This window comes from Pedobacter sp. WC2501 (genome assembly GCF_052682415.1).
In genome coordinates, this window is record NZ_JBQZFI010000001.1 from 3,005,858 (window position 1) to 3,028,948 (window position 23,091).

At 41.7% G+C, this 23,091-nt stretch carries 16 protein-coding genes and 1 tRNA gene; 13 read left to right on the plus strand and 4 right to left on the minus strand.

Annotated elements, in window-relative coordinates; translation table 11 throughout:
* Window positions 1-151 precede the first annotated feature (151 nt).
* Window positions 152-982, plus strand: coding sequence for an orotidine-5'-phosphate decarboxylase (gene pyrF / locus ACUN24_RS12935; RefSeq protein WP_445562846.1), 831 nt, complete (start codon window positions 152-154; stop codon window positions 980-982).
* 167 nt (window positions 983-1,149) lie between these two features.
* Here pyrF and ACUN24_RS12940 read toward each other — a convergent pair whose 3' ends face one another.
* Window positions 1,150-2,709 carry a Fic family protein gene (locus tag ACUN24_RS12940; RefSeq protein ID WP_445562847.1) on the minus strand — a complete coding sequence of 520 codons (1,560 nt, stop codon included), beginning with the start codon at window positions 2,707-2,709 and terminating at the stop codon, window positions 1,150-1,152.
* Between the two features lie 373 nt (window positions 2,710-3,082).
* Between ACUN24_RS12940 and ACUN24_RS12945 the strand changes: the two genes are divergently transcribed.
* From ACUN24_RS12945 to ACUN24_RS12955, 3 genes are all read left to right on the plus strand, one after another.
* Window positions 3,083-4,366, plus strand: a complete 1,284-nt coding sequence (locus ACUN24_RS12945) for a DUF2851 family protein (RefSeq protein WP_445562848.1) — start codon at window positions 3,083-3,085, stop codon at window positions 4,364-4,366.
* A gap of 51 nt (window positions 4,367-4,417) precedes the next feature.
* The gene (locus ACUN24_RS12950; protein WP_445562849.1) at window positions 4,418-4,633 is read left to right on the plus strand and encodes a hypothetical protein; all 216 of its coding nucleotides are present in this window, start codon (window positions 4,418-4,420) and stop codon (window positions 4,631-4,633) included.
* Window positions 4,634-4,766: 133 nt separating this feature from the next.
* The gene (locus ACUN24_RS12955; protein ID WP_029277136.1) at window positions 4,767-4,985 is read left to right on the plus strand and encodes a PspC domain-containing protein; all 219 of its coding nucleotides are present in this window, start codon (window positions 4,767-4,769) and stop codon (window positions 4,983-4,985) included.
* A gap of 76 nt (window positions 4,986-5,061) precedes the next feature.
* On the opposite strand, the gene ACUN24_RS12960 is transcribed toward ACUN24_RS12955, so the two are convergent.
* Entirely contained in the window at window positions 5,062-5,721 is a 660-nt protein-coding gene (locus tag ACUN24_RS12960; protein ID WP_445562850.1) for an ankyrin repeat domain-containing protein, read from the minus strand.
* 816 nt (window positions 5,722-6,537) lie between these two features.
* Between ACUN24_RS12960 and ACUN24_RS12965 the strand changes: the two genes are divergently transcribed.
* The 5 genes from ACUN24_RS12965 to ACUN24_RS12985 all read left to right on the plus strand — a co-directional run bounded on the left by ACUN24_RS12965 (window position 6,538) and on the right by ACUN24_RS12985 (window position 12,868).
* Complete coding sequence (locus ACUN24_RS12965) at window positions 6,538-9,129, plus strand: DNA translocase FtsK 4TM domain-containing protein (protein ID WP_445562851.1); 2,592 nt, start codon at window positions 6,538-6,540, stop codon at window positions 9,127-9,129.
* Window positions 9,130-9,190: 61 nt separating this feature from the next.
* Window positions 9,191-9,841: a LolA family protein gene (locus ACUN24_RS12970; protein WP_193425615.1), complete on the plus strand. Its 651-nt coding sequence runs from the start codon at window positions 9,191-9,193 to the stop codon at window positions 9,839-9,841.
* 531 nt (window positions 9,842-10,372) lie between these two features.
* A complete protein-coding gene (locus tag ACUN24_RS12975; RefSeq protein ID WP_445562852.1) occupies window positions 10,373-11,275 on the plus strand; it encodes a right-handed parallel beta-helix repeat-containing protein in 903 nt (300 codons plus the stop codon).
* A gap of 506 nt (window positions 11,276-11,781) precedes the next feature.
* The gene (locus ACUN24_RS12980) at window positions 11,782-12,054 is read left to right on the plus strand and encodes a hypothetical protein (protein WP_445562853.1); all 273 of its coding nucleotides are present in this window, start codon (window positions 11,782-11,784) and stop codon (window positions 12,052-12,054) included.
* Between the two features lie 49 nt (window positions 12,055-12,103).
* Window positions 12,104-12,868: an MBL fold metallo-hydrolase gene (locus ACUN24_RS12985; protein ID WP_445565137.1), complete on the plus strand. Its 765-nt coding sequence runs from the start codon at window positions 12,104-12,106 to the stop codon at window positions 12,866-12,868.
* Window positions 12,869-12,902: 34 nt separating this feature from the next.
* Here the strand turns inward: ACUN24_RS12985 and ACUN24_RS12990 are convergent, their stop codons facing one another.
* Window positions 12,903-13,541 (minus strand): DUF6266 family protein, encoded by a 639-nt coding sequence (locus ACUN24_RS12990; RefSeq protein WP_445562854.1) that lies wholly within the window; start codon window positions 13,539-13,541, stop codon window positions 12,903-12,905.
* Between the two features lie 352 nt (window positions 13,542-13,893).
* Here ACUN24_RS12990 and ACUN24_RS12995 point away from each other — a divergent pair.
* A tRNA-Leu gene (locus tag ACUN24_RS12995) sits at window positions 13,894-13,977 on the plus strand.
* A gap of 606 nt (window positions 13,978-14,583) precedes the next feature.
* Here ACUN24_RS12995 and ACUN24_RS13000 read toward each other — a convergent pair.
* Window positions 14,584-14,685, minus strand: a complete 102-nt coding sequence (locus ACUN24_RS13000; RefSeq protein ID WP_445565138.1) for a helix-turn-helix domain-containing protein — start codon at window positions 14,683-14,685, stop codon at window positions 14,584-14,586.
* Window positions 14,686-15,236: 551 nt separating this feature from the next.
* On the opposite strand from ACUN24_RS13000, the gene ACUN24_RS13005 reads away from it, so the two are divergent.
* Genes ACUN24_RS13005 through ACUN24_RS13015 form a run of 3 tightly spaced genes read left to right on the plus strand, consistent with a single transcriptional unit; the run spans window position 15,237 to window position 23,091 of the window.
* Window positions 15,237-18,959 (plus strand): hypothetical protein, encoded by a 3,723-nt coding sequence (locus ACUN24_RS13005; protein ID WP_445562855.1) that lies wholly within the window; start codon window positions 15,237-15,239, stop codon window positions 18,957-18,959.
* Window positions 18,956-19,453: a hypothetical protein gene (locus ACUN24_RS13010; RefSeq protein WP_445562856.1), complete on the plus strand. Its 498-nt coding sequence runs from the start codon at window positions 18,956-18,958 to the stop codon at window positions 19,451-19,453. Before ACUN24_RS13005 ends, ACUN24_RS13010 begins: the two co-directional genes overlap by 4 nt.
* 2 nt (window positions 19,454-19,455) lie before the next feature.
* Window positions 19,456-23,091 carry a DUF6443 domain-containing protein gene (locus ACUN24_RS13015; protein WP_445562857.1) on the plus strand — a complete coding sequence of 1,212 codons (3,636 nt, stop codon included), beginning with the start codon at window positions 19,456-19,458 and terminating at the stop codon, window positions 23,089-23,091.

Consider the following 23,091-nt stretch of genomic DNA (forward strand, 5'->3'; position numbering starts at 1 on the left):
AACGGTTGAGAAATTATGGTGCAATTGTATGTATTTGAAACGTAATCTGCAAGCAAAAGTTTAAAATGTTTATAAAAATAATTATTGTGCACATTATTTTGTCGCTCAGAAAACTTAAAAATCTTCATATTTGCAGCAAATAAGCCAATATATGACTAAGCAACAACTTTTCGAGCAGATACAAAAAAAACGTTCATTTTTATGTGTCGGATTAGATTCTTCGTTAGATAAGATACCACAACACCTGTTGAAATACGAAAATCCGATTCTGGAATTCAATAAACAGATTATTGATGCCACAAAAGATTTGTGTGTAGCTTATAAACCCAATACTGCTTTTTATGAATGTTATGGCAAAAAAGGTTGGGAAACCTTAATTGAAACCTGGAAGTATATTCCACAGGATATTTTTTCTATTGCTGATGCTAAACGCGGCGACATTGGAAATACTTCTGCCATGTATGCCGAAACATTTTTTAACGCTGCATCGTCTGAGATGAGTTTCGATTCGGTTACCGTTGCACCTTATATGGGTAGCGATTCGGTAACACCGTTTTTAACTTTTAAAGATAAATGGGTAATTCTGTTGGCTTTAACCTCGAATGCGGGGCATGCCGATTTTCAATTGCAGGAAATTGGAGCAGACAGGCTGTTCGAAAAAGTGATTAAAACCTCGCAAACCTGGGCAACAGCTGAGCAGATGATGTATGTAGTTGGGGCTACACGCGGTGCGGCATTTGGCGATGTACGTAAACTGGCGCCAGATCACTTTCTTTTAGTACCAGGGGTTGGTGCGCAGGGTGGAGATTTAAGTGAAGTATGTAAATATGGGTTAAACTCACAATGCGGATTATTGATCAATTCATCAAGGGGGATTATCTATGCCAGCCAGGGAGAAGACTTTGCCGAAAAGGCCAGGGAAGAAGCTTTAAAACTACAACAGGAAATGGAGCAGATTTTGATTAAAGCAGAACTAATTTAATAAAACCAAACTTCGTTTCAAAACGTCATGATGAACTTGTTTTATTGACAGTTAAGAAGCGGGTCGAAGTGCTCAAGATATGTATATCTCCGATTTTAGAAAATTGTCCTTCGTACAGTCAATGCTTTTGTAAAAATGCTTCTTTCCATTCCATGGTCTCTATCTTTTCAGTTAATTGGCAGGTGAGCGACTGGTTTCCCTTTCATATTTTCCGCAACGAGGAAGGCAATAAATTTTGAGAAAATACTGATATCACCAGTGACGCTGGCAGTTTCCAGGGATTTCATATACTCATCCCTTTTTTCAACCGGTATCACCGTCCATGGATATCCTCCTGAGGCAAGCATGGTATTCATTAAAAACCTGCCTATTCTTCCGTTGCCGTCCATATAAGGATGGATAAAAACAAAGATATAATGACCCAGAACAGCCCTCACTGCGGCATGTTGTTCTTTCTGTAAGAGTTCAAATAATTCAGGCATGGCATCGCGCATGGCGTCAACACTTAGTGGTACATGCTTTGATGAACTGATATAGACTTGGTGACTCCGGTAGCCGGCCAGATCCGAAGCTTTTAATATTCCAGCCTGAGCACTCGGATCAAAAAGTTCCCGGTACCATTTCTGATGGTCTTTATCTGCCTGCAATCCGGCATTCTCTCCCTGCAGGATTTTTTCCAATGTTTTTTTTACTTCCTGAAAGGCCTGGAAATAACCCCTTGCAGCCATGGCATCTTTTTGTTGGCGGTACTGTTCGGAGCTATCTTTGTCCCATTCGCCACTGCTAACTTTAGCAATAAGTTCAGGGGTAACTTTATAACGTTCGATGGAAAGCGAATGGTAAGCATCTGTTAGATACACTTCATCTACTATTTTAATGTATGCTTCCTGGTCAGCTGGTACACCGGGAGCTTTTGGGAAATCTTTCATAATGACTTCACTCATCTGCTGCCACATCAATCGTATGCGATTGACAAAGGGGGATCGGTCACGTGGGCTGATCGCTATTTGTAATTTTTCCTGAAAGGGGTCATCTTCCCTGATATCATACCCCGCTTTCTTCATCGTATCAATGATTTGGTCAGCAATCCTTTCCCTTCCAATGTTCCGGAACGCACCGGCCAATCTCCCGCCAATCGTAGAATGGCCATTGTCCAGTAAAATAGGTAAAATTTCTGAGGCATCACTGATACTGGCGAGGGCGATGCGGCAATCCAGTGGGTTTGCCCGGTACATCCCTTCTGTGCTATAGACCAATGCCGCCCGTAGGTTGTATACCTGGATATTCTTGATGGTATCCATCAGTTCCTTTGCAGGAAGTTCCGCCCTGTAGTTGAACAGAGAGGTTTGATGGGGTAAGGAAATGGGGCTGTTGTTTGCTTTTGGTGAGCGCAGATGCAGTTGTGTCGGTACTGTCCAATTGCCTGCATGTAACATGAGCGACTGATCTGCAGAAAGGCACCAGTTTTCTTTATACTTGTGCCGAATGAATTTGGCACAGAAATCCCAATAACAACTGTACCAGGATGTTGTATCCCCAGGAGCTTCTGAAGGGTTGGATGAGATATACCAGCCTTTAGAGACTTCTTTTATAAAGCCATTATTTAACAGAATCTCCCGTTGGGAACGGCTTGGGATTTCATCTGTATGGATTCCTTCAGCGCCTTCTTCTTGAAGTTTTTTTAGTGTTAGTAATGCTTCTGCAAATTTTTCCTTTGGTGTCGCCATTGCCTTTTAATTTGTCCTGTTAGTGTTCTGATCAGTTTATTAATGCCTGATGCATTAACATCTCCTGCTTTAGAATCCTTTTTTTGCTTCGTTTCTAATAGATGTAATAACAGCTATTAGATTTTGCTATTGTTGCGCTATTTCTATTGTTTGTTGTTGTGCTATTTATATTGTTTGTTGTTGTGTTATTTCTATTGTTTGTTGTTGTGTTGTTTCTATTGTTTGTTGCAAATGTATGGTTATTATCTGTTTATCTCTCTTTTAATAAACTTGTAATTGAAATTAACCAACTAATTCAGGGCGACATCTTGCCTAATTAAAAGTTAAAAATTTTAAACTACAACTCTTAGGAATAAATTCATTATCTTCAAGGATGAATTTTCCGGAAGATTTTCTTCATTACGTTTGGCAGTTCAGGTCGTTCGATTTTAACGATCTGCAAACCACACGTGGCGAAAATCTGAAAATCATAAACCCGGGCTTGCTTAATAAAAACTCTGGTCCCGATTTTTTCCATGCAAAAATCGAAATTGGTAATACCACCTGGGCGGGGAATGTAGAAATTCATTTAAAATCTTCTGATTGGCTAAAACATAATCACCAGGTTAATCCTGCATATGAAAATGTAATCCTGCATGTTGTTTACCAGCATGATGCCGAAATAACCAGGATGGATGGAACTATTTTGCCGGTTTTAGAACTGAAAAGTCGGATTTCAAAGGATCTGATCAGCAAGTACGAAAACCTGTTTCTCACCCTAACTGATTTCCCTTGCATTGCCCAGATAGGAAGGGTAGATGAGTTAATCGTAGATTCTTTTTTATCAAGAACGTTGGTTGAGCGTTTTGAGCAGAAAACAAATGCTGTTACAGAAACCTTAAACGAATTAAACGGGAATTGGGATGAAACTTTCTATCGTTTTATGGCACGTAATTTCGGATTCAAAATAAACGCTCTGCCTTTTGAGTTATTTGCCAAGGCAGTTCCACAGCATATTTATGCCAGGCATAAAAACAATCAACACCAGATAGAAGCACTGGTTTTTGGTGCTGCAGGCTTTTTAAACGATCATTTTGAAGAAGAATACCCCCGAAAGTTAAAAGCAGAATTTCAGTTTCTCCAAAAGAAATATAACCTTACACCCATTGATGTTTCTCTGTGGAAATTTATGCGCATGCGTCCACAAAATTTCCCAACCATTCGTTTGGCACAATTTGCAGCATTAATAACCAAAGCCAATCATCTTTTTTCTAAAATTATGGAAATAACGGATGTGGCTGAACTGCGAACCTTATTTGAAGATTTGCCTGTAAACGATTACTGGAAAACACATTATCATTTTAAAAAGGTAGCTTCTTCCGTAAATATCCAGATCGGAAAAACATCAGTAGACAATATCCTTTTAAATACCGTGGCGCTGTTTTTATTTGCTTATGGAAAACATACGGCAACACAATATTTTATCAGTAGGGCAATAAAACTGTTAGAAAGTTTGCCTGCTGAGCAAAATGCAATTACCGATAAATTTACTGAAGCGGGAGTGAAGATGACGAACGCATTTGCCTCTCAAGGAATTTTGCAGCTAAAAAAGCAATATTGCGATGAGAAAAAATGCTTATCTTGTGGTATTGGAATTAAAATTTTAAAACAGGCCTAAGCTTTTCTGCTTTCCGGTAAAACTTTATACCCTATAATCTGTTTCCATATTATGGAATTTCCACACGAGCTAAAAGAACTATACCCTGGTCAAATTATTGAGGTTAGGGGTAATGCCGATGCCTTAACTGTTATTTTAAACAGAGATGTCGATATCCATCAATTTAAGGCAGAATTGATCGAAAAGTTTTCGGGATTGGAAGAACAACAAACGCTTTTTATAAAACATGAAGATAAACAGGATTTCGAAAAATTAATTTTGGAATAAATGCGTTTTGGTTTGCCATTAAAATTTAACCAATTAATTTTCCTAAATTAGATTCTGAAATCAAATGATGGTTTCGGTTTTGGATAGTTTTTATTTTGTGCAGTGCGATTAAGATTTTTAAAATAAGCTTAAAATGTTCCAGAGAATTATCACTTATTTTGAACAGCAGAGTTTTGGTGTTTCTACTTATTTGGCCAATAAGCTGAATATGAGTACTGCTAAAGTGCGACTGTTTTTTATTTATTCGTCATTTTTGGCGGTAGGTTTTCCTATACTATTCTATTTTTTAGCTGCTGTCGTGCTCGATATCAGGACGTATATGAAAAGGATGCGACTGCGGATCTGGGAATGATTTCAGTTGGCAGTTTTCAATTGGCAGTTTTCAGTTAAATCAACTGAAAATTGTAAACTACAAACAGTGAACTGAACTAATCATCATCTCTTAAAATCGCTGCAATTTCATTAAAGCCCTTTTCTGCGGCTAAATCTGCAGGGAGTTTTCCGCCTTCCATGCGTAAAGAAACTTCTGCGCCGTGTTCTAACAATAAAATAATCAATTCAATATTTCCGAGTTGCGCGGCAGTGTGTAAAGGGGCTAAACCTGCTTTCTGACAAACATTCGGGTATGCACCCGCATCTAACAGCATTTTAGTAATATTAAAATTATTGGCTGCAACTGCCGAGTGGATTGGGAATACATTGAAGCCATTTTTTGATGCCAGGTTAACTTCAGCACCTTTTAAGACTAGAAAGCGGGCCAATTCTTCATGTCCGAAATAGCAGGCTAAACCAAGTGGTGTAAAACCATCTTCAGAAAATTCATTGATACTGGCAGGGTTTTGAAAAATCAGTAGCGTAGCCGCATCGAATTTACCAACGGCACAGGCCTCAAACAGGGTTAATTGATCTAAAAACTCAGCAATCAGATCAGCTATTTCTTGTTTTTTGTAATAACAAGCCAATAATAGCGGCGAAATGTGATGGGAAGTATCAACATTTGCCAATTTTGGATTTTCAATTAAAATTTCTTTTACTGCTTGTAAATTTCCAGCCTCAATTTGTTGTTCGAGTTGCGTTATACCCATCATATTGTTTTAAAAATCGCTTTAAATTAACGAAAATTAAGGAATTGTAAACTTTAATGTCTAAATATATATAGTGTGCAGCAAATTAGCAAAGGTTAGACCTCGCAGGTTTTAAAAAAGGCCATCTGCCAAAAAATCAATAACTAACTGATTTGGGCGTTAACTTTCTATAGACCTCGCAGGTTTTAAAAACCTGCGAGGTCTTGATCATGAGTCTAAAGCCCTAAGAACAACAGACTCAGGTTAAATAAACCTGATAGAACGAAAAGCCCGGAACGAGGTACGAGTGAGGACTTGAAGTGATAGCAGGACAGTCACAACCGAAGTGCACAGAACCCTGCATTTCAAAATAATATAATTATCTAAGTCAGCTAATATCCGAGACCTTCCAGGTTTTTAAAAGGCTTCAGCCCTCAACGAAACCTTTAAAATTAAATTAAACGACGAGTTAAACCTGTAAGATCTGTAAATAAAAAAATCCCGTTTAACCTCTCCAGGTAAAACGGGATAAAACCTAAAACAAAATCCGCTTCATTTGATAAAAACGTCACAACTTTTGTGTTGTTAAAATAATAGACAATAATTTCTGTTTAAGGTTTAATGCCTGATGAATATTTTTATTTAATTTAAGGCAGATTAAACATAAGATATAAGGATATATTTACTTTGGTTTAATTGCGTTGTTTTAAAAAGAAGAGCATGGCAGAAAGCTTGTAGCCATAATGGTTGCAATTTGTGATTATTTTTTTTGTCAGGCTTTCGTTAATGCTGCGCAGTTTTATCTAAGTTTGTTCAATATTAAATTATTTAGGATAGAAAATGTCGGTAAGGGGTAACCAGTTTAAAACCAATACATTCAGAGATAAAGGTGCAGAAAGTGCACCCGGTAGATCATCATCAGGCAGGCAACCGAAAGAAAAAAGAGAATTTTTGCCAAGCTTCGATTTGGCAGATGGCCGTGCAGTTAAAATTGTAGGACTGTTTTTTGTGATATTGTCGTTATATTTTCTAATTGCTTTTACCTCGTATCTGTTTACCTGGCAAGATGATCAGAGTTATGTAATTGATGCAAATGGCGGTTGGAGTAACCTTTTTAAAACCGCGGAAGAACTAAAGGAAGCTGGCGTTTCGATACCTGTAGTCCAGAATTGGTTAGGTAAGTTTGGTGCTTTATTATCGCACCAGTTTATTTACGAATGGTTCGGTATTGCCTCTTTCCTGTTCGTTTTGGCCTTTTTTATCATTGGCTACCGTTTATTATTTAAAGTTAAAATCCTTTCCATCTCTAAAACATTAGGATACAGCTTTTTCTTTTTACTGTTTATTTCATTAACCTTAGGTTTTGCACATAGTTTCTGGTCAGAATCGCCACATTATTTAGAAGGTGAGTTTGGCTACTGGAGCAATAAATTACTAGGGGCCCAAATTGGCGCTGCCGGTGTTGCCGGATTAATTGCTTTTGCCGGGTTAACCATATTAATCATTGCGTATAACATCGATTTTAAATTTCCTGAGCGTAAAGCGAAAGAAGTTTACCTCGATAACGATACACCAGATTATGTAAACGACATTAGAACGCAAGCTGTAAAAAACAAAACTTTCGAAGAACCTTCAGCACCTATTGAATTTCCGGTACGCGATAAAACAGTAGGTAACGAACGTAAACAACAAAACGTGGTATTACAGCCAAGCCGTTTCGAGGAAAAAGAAGAGGAAGAAACTGTAAAACCTGTGGTATTATCTCCATTGGCTGCTAATTTGCCATTGGCTACTACAGCAGCTTCATCACTGCCTTTAGTGGTAGAGCCGCCCATTGAAGTAGAAAAGGAACCCGCTTTTACAATCGAAAAAACCGAAGAAGAAAAAAAATCGGATGACCTGGTTGAGCAGTTTGGCAATTATGATGAAAAACTGGATTTATCTGGTTATAAATATCCAACAATTGATTTGTTAGAAAATTATGGCACCAATAAAATTTCGGTAAATGCTGAAGAACTGGAAGCCAACAAAAATAAAATTGTAGAAACACTTAATCATTACAATATTGAAATTGATAAGATTAAGGCAACCATTGGCCCAACGGTTACCCTTTACGAAATTATTCCAGCCCCAGGCGTTAGGATTTCGAAAATTAAAAACCTGGAGGATGACATTGCACTTTCGTTAGCTGCCCTGGGGATCCGTATTATAGCGCCAATGCCTGGTAAAGGTACCATCGGTATTGAAGTGCCGAATCAACACCCGGAAATGGTGCCCATGCGGAGTATATTAAATACCGAAAAATGGAGTCAAACCACTATGGATTTGCCTATTGCCTTAGGTAAAACCATTAGCAATGAGGTATATATTGCCGACCTGGCTAAAATGCCTCACTTGTTGGTAGCAGGGGCAACTGGTCAGGGTAAATCAGTAGGTATTAACGCCATCCTGGTTTCGCTGCTCTTTAAAAAACACCCTGCACAACTTAAATTTGTACTGGTCGATCCTAAAAAAGTAGAGTTAACCTTATTCAATAGAATTGAAAGACACTTTTTGGCAAAACTACCTGGAGAGGCTGATGCCATTATTACCGATACCAAAAAAGTAGTGAATACGTTAAACTCACTTTGTATCGAAATGGATCAGCGTTATGATTTATTGAAAGATGCACAGGTTAGGAATTTAAAAGAGTACAACGATAAGTTTGTTAAACGTAAACTTAATCCAAATAACGGTCACCGCTTTTTACCTTTCATTGTTTTAGTGGTAGATGAGTTTGCCGATTTAATGATGACGGCAGGTAAAGAGGTGGAAGCACCAATTGCACGTTTGGCACAATTGGCGAGGGCAATCGGAATCCATTTGGTTCTGGCTACTCAGCGGCCATCGGTAAATATTATAACCGGTACCATTAAAGCCAACTTCCCGGCCAGGCTGGCTTTTAGGGTATTGTCGAAAATCGATTCGAGAACCATTTTAGATAGTGGTGGTGCCGATCAGTTAATTGGGCGTGGTGATATGCTTTTATCTACCGGGAGCGACTTAATCAGGCTACAGTGTGCTTTCGTTGATACACCTGAGGTAGACCGCATTTCCGAATATATCGGTAACCAACGCGGTTATGCTGATGCTTACCAGCTGCCAGAATATATAGATGAAGCAGGAGAGGGGAGTAAAGCCGATTTTGATCCTAACGAGCGCGATAAATTCTTTGAAGATGCAGCAAGGCTGATTGTAATGCATCAGCAGGGCTCAACTTCATTAATTCAGCGTAAACTTAAATTGGGTTATAACAGGGCCGGCCGGATTATCGACCAGTTAGAGGCTGCAGGTATTGTTGGCCCATTTGAAGGAAGTAAAGCAAGAGAAGTTTTATATCCTGATGAGTATTCTTTGGAACAATTCTTGAATGGTATGGATAACAAGGATTAGATTAAACCATTTAACAATAATCTACTCTAACGTTTCAAAGAAAAACTTAAAAAAGATAAAGATGAAGAAATTAATTTCGGCATTAATGGTTGTAGTTGCTTTTACAACTTCAACTTATGCTCAAACTGATGCGAAAGCTAAAGCCATTTTAGCTGAAGTGAGTAAAAAATACAAATCGTACAACGTAGTTAAAACAGATTTTACCTTTACTTTAGATAATCCAAAAGCTAAAGTAAAAGAAACCCAGCAAGGTACTTTATATGTTAAAGCCAATTCTAACAAGTATAAAGTAGCCATGACTAACCAGGAATTGTTTAGCGATGGTAAAAGCCAGTGGACTTATTTGAAAAAAGACAAAGAAGTGCAGGTAAGCAATGTAGATAATAGTGGGGATGCTATTAATCCGGCTAAGATTTTCACCGTTTACGAAAAAGGATTTAAATACGTTTATACAGGCGAACAAAAAGCTGGTGCTAAAACCTATCAAATGATCGATTTAACACCGGTTGATGCTAAAAAATCGATTTTTAAAGTGCGTTTAAGTATCGATAAAGCTGCTAAACAAATTGCAAACGTGGTGTTGTTTGATAAAAACGGAAACAAATACACCTACAATGTGAAAACTTTTTCGCCTAACGTAAACATACCAGAAACTACTTTTGCTTTCGATGCCAAAAAATATCCTGGTGTTGAAGTGGTAGATTTGAGGTAACAGATTTAGCAGGCAGCGCAAGATTTTAGCGCTATCGATAAAAAAGCGATTTAATCAGGAGATATCCTGGTTAAGTCGCTTTTTCTTTTATATGCCCCTTTGTTTACTTTTTTGTGATTTACAAACTTGAGTTCGATAAATAACGTGGCTTTTAGAGCTATTCTTTAGGTATTTTAGTATTAGTGTCGTCACCCTGATCTGATAGCTATCGGATTCATTTCAGGGTCTTAAAAGCATGAAAGATGCTGACCACGAAGTAGCTATTAGGCCTTTAAAACAATAAAAACTGCTAATAAAATAAATTCAGCATGACGATCGCGTGAGGTAAAGCTGCTGTAACACTAACTATGATTCAAATATTAATCGAACTCAGGTTACAAGTAATGCGTACAAGCAAGAGATGGATGTTTGTAATTTTATTTCGTTTTTAGTTACGGGAACGATTGCATAGATATATATGATTTATGATACGTTTTTGTAGTTATATTACTAATTTCATGCTAATTAATAACCAAATATAAATCTACAATCATGAAAAAAAATTCAGGTATTCTCGTACTCGGGATGGCTATTGCATTGTTCGGATGCAAGAAAGACAACACTACAATGGCTGATGCTGCAGGTGGTCAATCCATCGTTCAGCCAAACAAACTAGGACTGGTAGCTGCGGCCCTAAGTGCTACTGTAACTACTGAAGCTGCTTTAAAAGCTGCTATATCAAACGCGCAACCAGGCGATGTGATCACCGTGAGCGGTACCATTTACCTCACCAGCACCCTTCAGTTACTTAAAAGCGGTACATCCGGTTCTAAAATTAATTTTACAGGCGGTATATTGGATTGTTCAGGTATTTCTGGTGCCAACTGGGGTGTAAAAGTAAATGGAAGTTACTGGAATATTACCAATATGACCATCAGAAATGCACCCGACTGCGGGATTGTTTTCCAGACAGGTGGCTATAATTATGTCAATAATGTAACTACTCATGGAAATAAGGATTCCGGACTTCAGATTTATAACGGCGGTCACCACAACAGCATCAATAATTCTACTTCTTATGATAATTATGACGTGGCCAACGGTGGTGAAAATGCAGATGGTTATGCCTGTAAATTATCAGCCGGTGCAGGTAATAGTTTTAACTCGTGTAATGCTTACCACAATTCTGATGATGGCTGGGATTTATATGGACAACCTTATACCGTGGTGATTAACAATTGCACCGCCACCAATAATGGTTATGGTACAAATGGTGATGGAAATGGTTTTAAGCTGGGTAGTGCCGGACAAAATGTGCCGCATACCGTTACCAATTGCAAATCCAATAACAACAAAGGAAGCGGTTATGACGGAAATGGGAACATGGGCCATATCACTACCACTGGCAGCGGTGGCTCTGGTAATGTAAAAGGGCTTTTTAACCGAATTTATTAAGAATTGCTCTCCCCGTAAAAAGGTTCAGCTGGAAACAGCTGAACCTTTTTTGTTCTATTGCAGTCAGGGTTTTGGATGTATCGTAGATTATGTACTGCTTTTCGAAAAGCATATGCAGTAATTCTTAGGTTACACCAGTCCCGCCATTCGCTATAGGCCCGATGAAGAATCGGGCGCTGTCGCTGCTGTCGGGTTTAAGTGGCTTGGGGCCTTCCAAGAGACAGTGGGTTTCGAGGATCTGGATGACAGGCTTACAATGAATCGTCATCTCCGTAGCGGAGAGATCTTTTAATCCAGTTCAAAGATCTCTCCACTGCGCGTTGCTCCGGTCGAGATGACGCCGATTTTGGAATATTTCATTTATAGGAATGAGTCGGCGAGGGCTTTCGTGATCGATTGCGAATAGCATGCTAATTTTCTAGATGTTTTAGAAATGAACATTACGCTACATTTTTTTTACCGCTGTCTTTATGAATGCTGCGCAGATTTATCTAAGTTTGTTTCCAATGTCATTGCCACTAACAAACCATACTTTAGAGAAATTAGAAGCCCTGCTTTTTGCAATGGGGTATAAGGTACGTTATGAGAAAGGGAACTTTAAAACGGGTTCTTGCCTGCTCGAACACAATAAGGTTGTTGTAGTCAATAAGTTTTCAAATCTGGAAGGAAAAATTGCCGCATTGGTTACATTGGTAAAACAGACCAATGCGGAGGAAAACCTATTGGATGAGAAACAAAGACAATTTTATCAATCTTTACAACAAACCGAATTATTTTAATGGAGATAAAAAACTACAATTACATCAACAGAAAGGAAATTTTAAGCAGATGAAAGTTACTTTTTTAGGCACAGGTACATCACAAGGCGTTCCTGTAATTGCTTGTAATTGCGAAGTTTGCAGGTCTTCAGATCAGCGAGACAACCGCTTAAGAACATCTATTTTAATAGAAACTGCTGATAAAACCATTGTAGTAGATAGCGGCCCTGATTTCCGTTACCAGCTTTTGCGCGAAAAGGTAAAAGACCTGGATGCCGTTCTGTTTACGCACGAACACAAAGATCATATTGCAGGTTTAGACGATATCAGGCCGTTTAATTACCTGCTCCATAAGGTAATCGATGTTTATGCTACCGAAAGGGTACAAACAGCATTAAAAAGAGAGTTTTATTACATCTTTGCCGAAACCAAATACCATGGTTTACCGCAGATTAATTTACATACCGTAACCAATGGCGAAGATTTTAAAATTGGCGAAAGCACCATCATTCCATTTGAGGTAATGCACCATTTATTGCCGATTACCGGCTACCGGATTGGCGACTTTACCTACATTACTGATGCTAAAACCATATCGGAGCAAAGTTTTGAAAAAATAAAGGGAACAAAAATATTGGTCATTAATGCTTTGCAGAAAGAACCACATATTTCGCATTTTACCTTGGCCGAAGCCATTGCCTTTGCAGAAAGGGTAGGTGCCCAAACCACCTATCTTACGCACATCAGCCATAGTTTGGGTAAACATGCCGATGTTGAAAAAGACTTGCCAGAGAACATCAGGTTGGCTTGCGATGGGCTTAGTTTCGAATGTTAGCGTTATTTAATGTAAAAGCTTCATTCATTTGTGATTAAAAAACGAAACTGCCGCAATACGTACTCTCAGATATCCCCATTCTGTCGTCTGCAATGAAAGCCATCCAGGTGTGAAATGTATTTCCTTTATAAAAGGAAGGAATTTCCAGGCTTTCCCTTTCTTTTAACCGCCTGGCACCACCTGTTTCAAAGATGGCCGTTTTGTTGTCCACATCATAAACCATTAACATCACCTGGTCATGTTTCCTGGTGTAATCGCCGTTAGCATTATCCGTCCAGCTGAAATTTACACCCATATCGTCGTGTTCCAGCTTAACCCCCTCCGCGCCGGTGAGGTTTCCAAAGCTCAAACGCACAGCGGCATAGTCGATTTCGCCGGCGGCATTCTGGGCATTCAGCATGTTATAGGATTTTGCAACATTATGGGCGGTCATCATGCGATTTTTCGACTCCAGGTTAAAACCAATCCTGATAAAACCAACAATAGGACTTAAGAAGGTCTGCATCATGGTAAAACGGGATCTGCAGGCCTTTTGATCAGCACTACCGGTTTTGTTTTTTATGGATTTTCTGCGTTTGCTCCTGATAACCCATTTCCCATTCAGGTAATAACCCGTCACGGCGCCCACCGGCCCGGTGAAGCCGCCGTTAATTCCGTTTTCTATTTTTCCCATGATTGCATTAATTTAGCTTATACAATATAGTAAATAGCTCATTAATAAACAAATAAGTCGTATTTGCTTCTGATTTATTTTGGCTTTTATTCGGGTACAATTGTCATAAGTCCGACGAAACTCCGTCCTAAGTGCGTCGAAAGTCCCTCGTAACAGTTAAGCTTTTATGTCTGGCCTGTAGGAATAAGTTTAACAATAGAATTCGTGTTACTGCTATTTGTTTATAATTGATTTTGATGTTACTGTATCTGGTTTACCATGTTCAGATTTGCTTCCCGGAATTTAAGTTCAAAAAATATTTTATGAATGTTGCAGCGCACTACGGTTAATTTATATATTTGCAATTCTTCAAACCCAGGTGGCGAAATTGGTAGACGCACCAGCTTGAGGGGCTGGCGCCTGTATGGGTGTGGGAGTTCGAATCTCCTCTTGGGTACTAACCAGATTAAGTTCTGATTTTTTAAAGGGTTGCTCATTAAAAGCAACCCTTTATTGTTAATTTTCAGTGGGTTATCATGAAAGGTTCTGTCCGGATATTTTGTTCTAAATGAACCGTGACCCCATAGCAGACTATCTTTGAACAAACCTCTGATTAAAGTGTGCTTTTGAGTAACGTTTCCCTTGTCATACAATAGAAAAAGATTCTCCAGACGTGGCAATAAACGTTCAACTATATCCTTGTCCGATTTTATTCTTGGTTTGTCATCTCCAGTCAATACCGCCTCTACCAGACGTTTCTCATGCTGTAGCTTTTGAACCACGTCTGATATGTGGAATTTTCAATTTCATCATTTAGGAAACGCTCTTCCAGCTTATAGATTTTTTTCGTTGATTTGGTTTAGCTCCTTAAGCTTTTGGGCATGTCTCTCATTTTTCATCTTAATGGGTTCTTTGAGCATCACCTTTGAAGCTTCAATGATATATCTATTTGGTGTTTACGCAGACTAAGCCCTTTTAATACTTCTGCAAAAGCATCATGAAGAACACCTCCTGGTATATTCACATTGGTATGAACCATGCAAACCTGTAATTTTGCAGAGATTTACTTTAGTGTTGAAATATTAGGTTCTTTAATGTTATTCTCTATCTGTGACAAATAAGTTTGGGATATGTTGCATAAATCCGCAAAGGCATTTTGTCTAATACCCTTTGCTTTCTTATCTCTTTAATTGTATTGCCTAAATCCATAATTACCTCGAAATCACCTATATTCGAAATTCAGGAATTTTGAAAAATAATTCTTGAAAAATAAAAATTTTTTTATCTTGTGGTAAATTCACGCTCATGAAAATTTTCGACTCTTTTCTCCTGAAATATCTTTTGGTTGGTTACCAGCTTCATCAGCTAAGCCCCCCCATCACATTCACGGGCAGGCTAGATCTGTCCTTCTTAGCCTAGGCTGGCCTTAATCAGGCTCGGCGTGGTGTTGTTCTTCATTTACGTAACAATTTCATCAACAGACTCCTGCCTTTTATAGTAGGCAGGAAATCGCTTTTAAAAAGCAGAGGGGCTGTAGATGATCTAATATCACGTTTATTTTGCTGAGTTGATTATTGATGCTTGGTTTACATCTTGACTTCGAAGATTTTTGGAAGAATCCGGGCCTCGTAACCAGTAGCCTGCAACAATTTAAAAGCGATTGCTGCATAGTAGACCCATTCTTATACGACTATAAATACTTTTTTTGTAAATTTTATGAAATACACGCTCCGAAATGGCATCCGTCAGCTAATGACGTTTGTGTTTTTACTGCCCTGTTTAATCACGGTTGCCCAGACCGAACTCCCCAAAATTATTCCGGCCTCGCCGGTAGCCCAGACCTTTATGCGCTATGGTGAAATTCCCGTTGATTACAGCACGGGCGTACCCAGTATCGAGATCCCCATCTATACCATTGCGGGCAAACAGCTCAATGTTCCCATTTCAATTTCATACCATGCCTCTGGCATCAAGGTGTTAGATATTGCTTCTGAGGTTGGCCTGGGATGGGCATTGAATTGTGGCGGACTGGTTTCGCGCACTGTGGAGGGGATTAGGGATGAGGCACAGGCCAGCACCCGTACCTATAACAGTGCGCAGGGTATTCTCAACGCATTTAACGATCCCTATTACTATTTATATAATTCTGGCACCTTCGAGGGGATCACCGATATGGAATACTTTCTCCAGCAACGTTTTGATAACGAGCAGGATTACATGAGTGATCGGTATTTCTATAAGTTGCCGAACGGTTCTTCTGGGATATTCAGGTATAATTTTAATAACATCATCAACGATGAAAATAGTATCGTGACCCTTCCCTATAAACCCTATAAGATCAAAAAATTTGTAAGTGGTGCCAATCCCGACAAGAAGATAGACCGTTTTGAGATTACCGACGATAACGGGACATTGTACGTTTTCAAGGCGTATATATCTAACATGCCGGTTACCTGTTCGGAGTGGTTCCTGGCCGAGATCATCTCCGCAGATGGCGCCGAGAAGATCACGTTCAACTATTTCCTGCAAGCTCAAAATGCAACAATCCACAGTTATTCCGGTGTTTACATGAGTTCCTCATCTCCAACGAATCCTGGAGACTGCAATAATGGTAATCCGTACCCCTCCACGTATTCGGAGCCCATTTCCCAAAATCCGGTGTTCAAAACACCGATGCTCGAATCAATTGTCAGCAAGGATGCGATCGTTAAGTTCTACTATAGCACCAGGGAGGATTTTTCGGATCTGAAACGCCTAACAAAAGTCACGGTCTCGCCACTTGCCACTCCTGAGAACGTGATCCGAAACATCGATTTTGTTGCCAGGTATTTCGGAACAACTGCCGAGGACAAAAGGCTTGGACTGGAGAAGGTAGTTTTTGGAACAAGCGATAATGAACTGCAGCAAACCTACTCATTTGCCTACGAAAGCCAGGTGCTGCCGGGATATCCCGAAAAAATGTCGGCCAGGAGGTATAACGAGGATTTCTGGGGCTACTACAATGGAAGCAATGCCACCAGTCTGGTAGAGCAAGATTTTATATCAAATGTTTACGATAAACAGGCGTATGGGGGCGATCGGGATCCCGATGCTTCCGGTTATTTTGCGAAGGCATGTATGCTAAGAGAGATTAGATATCCAACTGGTGGACATACCAAGTTCGAATTTGAAAGGCACTCTCCAGGGCTTAACATCTATACCTATAAATCCGTTCAGAATGCGGTTATAGGTGGCTTTAGGGTAAAGAGGATCACCAATTACCTGAACGATAACAACGACATTGCAAACGTGAAAACCTATCTGTATGAAGAGCCGGTGGCCGAACCGATCACCGAGGTGCACTTTAAGGTCAATCAACATTATTTCGACCGGCAAAATGGTTGCAGGATCACTTACTTCAGGGACGTTGTCTATTCCTCGCCTTTCGTTCCTCTCGAGGTGGCACCTGGCATGCCCATCATGTACAAAAAGGTCACGGAATTTAACGGTACTGAGAGCCAGCATGCGGGGAAAACCGTATTCACCTATGAAGACCCCTACACACCGGCAGGTTTCCATACCAACAATCCTGAAGACCATGAGTTTCCTTTCCCAAGATACTGCCACCCGTTCCATTACGACAAGGGCAATTACACCCCGAAATTGATGTCCAAAACGATCTATTCGTTTGACGGAAGTGCATACCATCCGATTGAAAAGGAATTGAATGCCTATTCTACACTTTTTAGTACAAACTATAATACCGGAATCAAATTGACCAGGACAGGCATTTACAATACGCCCGATTATTATAATGGTATATGGTGTGGTGGTGGCGGCCTCCTGGATTGTAGCGTCATATTCAACGAACACAAATTGACAATTGATGTTAGGGATACCAAGGCCTATCAGGAAGTTTCCTTACTGACCAATTCGAAGAAATATACCTTCGATCCCCAGAATGAAAATAATTATACATATACCTCTACGGATCTTGCCTATAACCAGAGCAACCTTGCCCTCAGCCAGCAAACGGTTTTAGATAGTCATGGTGATCAACAGATCAGCGTTTATAGGTACCCTGCCGATTTTTCTGGCCAACAACCCTATGCGAACATGGTGAATGTAAACCACCTGCTCAGTCCAGTAGTGGAAAAATTGGATTACAAGAACAGTACTTCAGATTTTTTGCAATCAACCAAGACAGATTTTAGTTTTTGGGATGGCGGATCGCCAACCAGTAATGCCACCAACAAGATCTATCCCGTCCTTGTCTCAACCAGGAAGGCCGGAGGCAATTATGATCCGCGGCTGCAATACCAGCATTATGACGAAGAGGGCAACCTCACCGCCGTTTCGAAGTCAAATGGATCTCCCACCGTCTATATATGGAGCTATAATAAAAGCCTGCCTGTTGCACGTGTTGATGGAGCAAAGGTTAACGAAGTCTACAGCAATAATTTTGAGGAAGGAACAGGTTTCCCGACCGGGGTCTCCCTGGCCGCCAATTTTGCGAATACAGGCCGTTATTCTGGAAAAATCGTGAATGGAAATTCCGGCGAGCTTGTCTACCACAGTAACAGTTGGCTATCCGTAGACCTGAACAACCAGCCCAAACGTTTCCATTACTCTGGTTGGGTATACAGTGACGGCCCCAGTGCAGAGTTGTTTCTGTTCATGAAACGCGCCAATGAAACCGGCTATTTTAGCTATATAGATAGTAAGGTCACTTACCAGGTTGGCAGTTGGGTGCTGCTGGAGGGCGACGTAATGGTTCCGGCAGACGTGGCCTTTCTTAACCTGAGGCTGGACAACAACAGTACGGGTACAGTTTGGTTCGATGACCTGCGTATCTTTCCCTCCGAAGCAGACATGACCACTTTTACCTATGATCCATTAGTCGGCATCACAAGCCAGCTGGATGGCAAAAACATGGCCCAACATTATGAATACGATAAGCTGAACAGGTTGCAGTACATCAGGGACGGAAAACGCAACCTGCTCAAGGCCTTCTGCTATAATTATCTCGGCCAACAGGTCAACTGTTTTACGGTGAACACGCCAGAAACACACGTATATGCCAGAATAGAGATCAGCAATTACCAGAATATGAGTTCCATTACGCCCAATGGCGACATTAACTGGACTACCGGAGATGTAATTGTTAAATTCTACAGCGATCCAAGTTGTACCGCGCCATATACACTTCCTGCCGCAACAGCCATTGCCGTATCTGCTACGAATGACAACAACTACGATGGCTCGTCAACTACGAGTACGTCCAATTCACAATATACCGTGCCAGCTGGATCCTCGTCCTATTCCATCGGAAACCTGTACCAGTCCTATAGCGAGTCATGGAATGATGGAGGCACATACCACTACGGCTACATCACCTACACCTATACGCTACTGGCGCAAACTGGCAGCAACTACACCCCTAAACCGACCCTGCAATGACATCCATAAACACCCCATTCGGCAAATCTCTTGTCTTAATGATGCTGATGTGTGCGAGCATTACATTCTGCCGTGCACAAAGTACGCCATCAACCACAGCTCAGTCAGATAAAGGCACAAGGATGCTATTTAACAAGCTTGGGATCGACATTGACCTTGCCAAAAGGCTCTCGGCAGCCTATAACTATAAGAACGAGGAAATTCGGACCCTGATGCGAGATACCGTTACGAAACCTTTCCTAAGGCAGCAGAAACTAAAAGAGTTGCTTGAACAACGGAATGGGCAATTGGACGCTGTGCTTACGTCGAGCCTGCAAAGTAAATTAAAAAAACAGGGGCTAGGCGAGGTAGAGGTCTTGAAAAGAATAAATGTTCAACAGAAACTGGCCCTTCAGCGAATGAACAAAGTGCCGCACACAACCCGTCAGACAAAATCTGCCGATACCGTAAAGGCGGCAACCATTAGGCCAAGAACCACCTTAAACAATCCCTGATCATGAAAAGAACATTTCTGAACCTAATTGCTCTATTTCTGGCATCGGCACCGATCATGGTATGCGCACAATCCAAATACAGTCCGGTACAGGTAGGAGGGCTGAGCTGCAACAGCAGCTACATGGATCTCAGGAGCAATGCTTCGAGCATGGGCTACGGCAATAACCTCAACAGCGGCAATTCCAACACTGGCCAGCTTAGCGATGATGTCTGGTACATGTTTACAGTTCCCTATAGCCTGCAGCTTACGGTGTCCACCTGTGGATCTGGCTTTGACACCTATCTTCATCTTTTGAACGGCTCTTATGGCGAAATCGCCTACAATGACGACGATTACGCGGTACACTGCGGTGGCAACAGTGTCGAATCCTATCTTTCGGCGACCCTTTCTCCAGGAACCTACTATATTGTTGCCGAAGGGTACAGTAGCAACAGTGGCACAATCCACTTGAATATTACTGGCTCGGCATCGAGCGGTGGCAGTCCGTGCTCTCCCGGTAACCTCAATTTCGTAAGGGCGTTTACCCCAAGGCAGGCAATTGCCGATGTGGCTACGCTGCAAAGCCTGAGCGGAGATGTGAACATGGTATCAACAGCGACCACCTATTTCGATGGGCTGGGCCGTCCGATGCAGAGCGTGCAACGCCAGGCGTCGCCGGGTGGCAAAGATCTCGTAGTTCCGATCACCTATGATCAATATGGGCGCGAAAATAAAAAGTACCTATCGTACGCTGATGTGGGAGCGGCGAATGGCGAATATAAGGTAAATGCCACAGCGGCTGTTGATGCGTTCTATGCAACTGGCAACAACGGCATTCCCATTATACCAAATCCATACGCAGAAACTGCATTTGAGCCTTCGCCTCTTGGACGTGCTACCGAACAGGGAGCACCCGGCACAGCCTGGCAACTGGGGAATGGGCATACGGTAACCAGTAGCTATAATGTGAACAGCGTCGGCGAGGTGAAGCGCTGGTTATGGAACGGCAATAGCGCCGGCGCTACCTGGAATAGTGCCTATTACACGGCCGGCACACTTTACAAGACCCAGATCAAGGATGAGAACGGCAATTATACGGTGGCATACAAGGACAGGTTGGACCGGATGATCTGCAAAAGGGCAATCGGCGAATCGGATCTGCTGCTGGATACCTATTACATCTATGATGACTATGGCAACCTGGCCTACGTGGTGCCTCCTATCCCCAGCGCAAGTTATCCCACCAGTTTTACCGAGCTGGGCAGCGACGCAGCTTTCAGCGGCTATATCTATGCGTATCATTATGATGGACGTAACCGTATGATCGAGAAAAAGCTCCCGGGTAAGGGTTGGGAGGAAGTGATCTACAATCCGCTGGATCAGGTTGTTTTTACCCAGGATGCCGTACAGCGGGGTGGGGCGATCAGGAGCTTCATCAAGTATGATGCACTGGGCCGAACAGTGATGACGGGTGTAGAGATCGGCCATCATGGAACTCGTGCCGAAGTGCAGGGCACGGTGAACACCCTTGTCCCATATTGGGAGACCCGGGACAATACAGCGGCAAATTACCATGGGTATAATAATCTGAGCTGTCCATCATTCGTTCCCAATCTTCAGCCCGATGTGGTAAATTATTACGACGACTACAACATCCCCGGCATCCCCGAGAATTTGAGCGCCAGTTACAGCGGCATGACCCGGGGGCTGTTGACGGCATCGAAGGTGAAGGTGCTGGGCAGTTCGAACCAGTGGCTGTGGACGGTTAACTACTATGATAACGATGGCCGTCTGTTGCGGATCAGGAGCGACAACCACCTGAACGGCGGAACCGATGTTGTGGTGAACAGCTACAGCTTTGTGGGCGAGCTAACGGCAAGCACCAGGACGCATACGGCAAACGGCACTGCCACCGTCATTGCCGAGCGTTTCGGTTACGACCATGCGGGCAGGCAAACGACCATCCATCATAAGATAGGGAATGCAGGCAGTACGGAGGTGCTAATGTCCCAAAAATACTATAACGAGGTGGGGCAGCTGAGGGAGAAAAGCTACCACAACGGGCTGCGGACAACGGGCTACTTTTACAACGAGCGGGGCTGGCTCAAAAAGACCAGTACGCCCGGGTTCGAAATGGAGCTGAAGTACAACGATGGCACGGTGCCGCAGTTCAACGGCAACATCTCCGGGCAGTACTGGGGCGTTCCGGGCAACCTGGACAAGAACTATGCGTACAGTTATGATGCCCTGAACAGGCTCCGGTCGGGAATCTCCAGTACGGGCCACCATGAGAAGGACATCACGTATGATGAGATGGGCAACCTGCTCACCCTTACGCGGAACTCTGGCACGCCCCAAGTCTACGACTATGCCAATACCGGCAACCGGCTGAACACGGTGACGGGCGGGGCCAGCAGGAGCTACACCTACGATGCGAACGGCAATGCGGTGGGCGATGGCACGAACACCTTCGCTTACAACCACCTCAACCTGATAGCTTCGGTGGGCGGTCCTAATGCGGCCACCTACACCTACGATGCCAATGGCAGAAAGCTGGGGCGCGTTGCGGGTGGGGTCACGACCGACTATGTGGACGGGATCCAGTATGTGGGCGGCACCATAGATTTTGTGCAGACCGAAGAGGGCATTGCTAGGCGCAGTACTGCAACATCCTACGTTTACGAGTACGCACTGAAGGACCACCTGGGCAACAGCCGCTACAGCTTTGACCAGAACGGAACCAAGGTGCAGTCCGATGATTATTATCCATTCGGCAAAACCTACAACAGTTTTGTAAATGGTGCAAGGAACAACTATCTTTACAACGGCAAGGAGCTGCAGGACGGGCTTGGACAGTATGATTATGGTGCTAGATTCTATGATCCGGTTATTGGGCGCTGGAATGGGGTGGATCCCTTAGCGGAAGACTTTAATTCCGTTTCGCCATATAATTATGGGATGAATAATCCTATCTCAATGATAGATCCTGATGGAATGTCCACAGAAGATTGGAAGAAAGAACATGGAATTAATGATAGTGATTTAGTAAATGTTTATAAAGCCCCTAGTGAGAATGAAGAGGAGCAGGATCCAGAAAAGCAAGAAATTCAAAATGGCCGTATAATTTCCAATACTCCAGGACAAGGACTGAGAAGGAATGGAGACGGGTCATTTGATAGTTATTCTACACCAAATAATCACAAATGCGGCGGATTCTGTACTTTGGACCATAAAGGAGGAGAACAATTCGTCGATAATGTGATGGATGTTGCTACTTTATTTTTCCCCATAAAGATAAAAGGATTTAAGTATAGTAAATATGGATTTTCTTTGTTTAAGTTTGGTATTGCAGGTAAATATGGTTTCAAAAGTTACAAAGTTTTAAAGGCTTTAACGAAGGGATTGAGTGTCGAGGTTCATCATCTTATTGAAAAAAGGTTTGCGGGAATATTAGGCGAAAAGGCTGCTGAGATGACATCTATAGTATTAACTAAAACTGAGCATCAAGCTTTGACCAACGCATGGAGAAAAGAGATCGGATATATTACAGATAACACAATTTTAAGAACGAATAATGTTACAAAGGTCCAGATAGAAAATGCTGCAAGAAAAATTTATGCAAATTATCCAGAGATTTTACAAAGATTAGGCTTATAA

Excerpts from the sequence above, each read along its gene's own strand:
- pyrF (WP_445562846.1), top strand. The coding sequence starts at position 152 with ATGACTAAGCAACAACTTTTCGAGCAGATACAAAAAAAACGTTCATTT.
- ACUN24_RS12940 (WP_445562847.1), bottom strand. The coding sequence starts at position 2,709 with ATGGCGACACCAAAGGAAAAATTTGCAGAAGCATTACTAACACTAAAA.
- ACUN24_RS12945 (WP_445562848.1), top strand. The coding sequence starts at position 3,083 with ATGAATTTTCCGGAAGATTTTCTTCATTACGTTTGGCAGTTCAGGTCG.
- ACUN24_RS12950 (WP_445562849.1), top strand. The coding sequence starts at position 4,418 with ATGGAATTTCCACACGAGCTAAAAGAACTATACCCTGGTCAAATTATT.
- ACUN24_RS12955 (WP_029277136.1), top strand. The coding sequence starts at position 4,767 with ATGTTCCAGAGAATTATCACTTATTTTGAACAGCAGAGTTTTGGTGTT.
- ACUN24_RS12960 (WP_445562850.1), bottom strand. The coding sequence starts at position 5,721 with ATGATGGGTATAACGCAACTCGAACAACAAATTGAGGCTGGAAATTTA.
- ACUN24_RS12965 (WP_445562851.1), top strand. The coding sequence starts at position 6,538 with ATGTCGGTAAGGGGTAACCAGTTTAAAACCAATACATTCAGAGATAAA.
- ACUN24_RS12970 (WP_193425615.1), top strand. The coding sequence starts at position 9,191 with ATGAAGAAATTAATTTCGGCATTAATGGTTGTAGTTGCTTTTACAACT.
- ACUN24_RS12975 (WP_445562852.1), top strand. The coding sequence starts at position 10,373 with ATGAAAAAAAATTCAGGTATTCTCGTACTCGGGATGGCTATTGCATTG.
- ACUN24_RS12980 (WP_445562853.1), top strand. The coding sequence starts at position 11,782 with ATGTCATTGCCACTAACAAACCATACTTTAGAGAAATTAGAAGCCCTG.
- ACUN24_RS12985 (WP_445565137.1), top strand. The coding sequence starts at position 12,104 with ATGAAAGTTACTTTTTTAGGCACAGGTACATCACAAGGCGTTCCTGTA.
- ACUN24_RS12990 (WP_445562854.1), bottom strand. The coding sequence starts at position 13,541 with ATGGGAAAAATAGAAAACGGAATTAACGGCGGCTTCACCGGGCCGGTG.
- ACUN24_RS13005 (WP_445562855.1), top strand. The coding sequence starts at position 15,237 with ATGAAATACACGCTCCGAAATGGCATCCGTCAGCTAATGACGTTTGTG.
- ACUN24_RS13010 (WP_445562856.1), top strand. The coding sequence starts at position 18,956 with ATGACATCCATAAACACCCCATTCGGCAAATCTCTTGTCTTAATGATG.
- ACUN24_RS13015 (WP_445562857.1), top strand. The coding sequence starts at position 19,456 with ATGAAAAGAACATTTCTGAACCTAATTGCTCTATTTCTGGCATCGGCA.